Genomic DNA, 573 nt, shown 5'->3' with positions numbered 1-573 from the left:
GCCCCGACGATGCCCGCGCCGATGATGACGATGCGTGGTGAGGAGATCGGCATGGTGCCCCTTGCCTGTCGTGGTGGTCGGTGGGTGGTCAGGCGTCGATGACGAGATCGCTCCGGGCCGTCGAGCAGCAGGGCAGGAACTTCCCGGCCTCGATCTCTCTGGCGCGGATCCCTCCCTGGTGGTTCATCTCGACCTCTCCCTCGAGTCTGACCACCTTGCAGGAACCGCACATCCCCACCTGGCAGTTCGCGCCGATGCGGATTCCCGCCTCCCGCGCGGTGGCGAGGATGTTCGCCTCCGGGTCGATTCGGACGTTGAGCCGGGACCGCACGAAGCACAGGGTGAGTGCGCCGCTCCCGACGGTGTCGAACGCCGCGTCCTCGCCCGGAGAGGCGAGCTCTCGCAGATCGAGTGCCGCGGCGGGGACCTCCGGGGGAGCCGGGACCTCGGCCTCGGCGTGGACGGCGACCGTCGGCACGTCGGTCGCCGCCTCGCCGCCGTCGCGTTCGCCCTCGTACAGGTCGAGCACGACCGGCTGGTCGGAGATCTCGTCGGCCGAGGCGGCGAACTCCT

The 573-nt window shown here is 70.3% G+C and carries 1 protein-coding gene; it reads right to left on the bottom strand.

The window, feature by feature from the left end; translation table 11 throughout:
- Positions 1-88: 88 nt before the first annotated feature.
- A partial coding sequence (locus tag J9611_RS21540) for a 2Fe-2S iron-sulfur cluster-binding protein (protein ID WP_211883370.1) occupies positions 89-573 on the bottom strand: 485 nt, incomplete at its 5' end.

This window comes from Pseudarthrobacter albicanus, from assembly GCF_018224015.1.
GTDB classification, from domain to species: domain Bacteria; phylum Actinomycetota; class Actinomycetes; order Actinomycetales; family Micrococcaceae; genus Arthrobacter; species Arthrobacter albicanus.
Note: the sequence above shows the minus strand (reverse complement) of the source record. Positions and strands in the feature narration are given on the sequence as shown.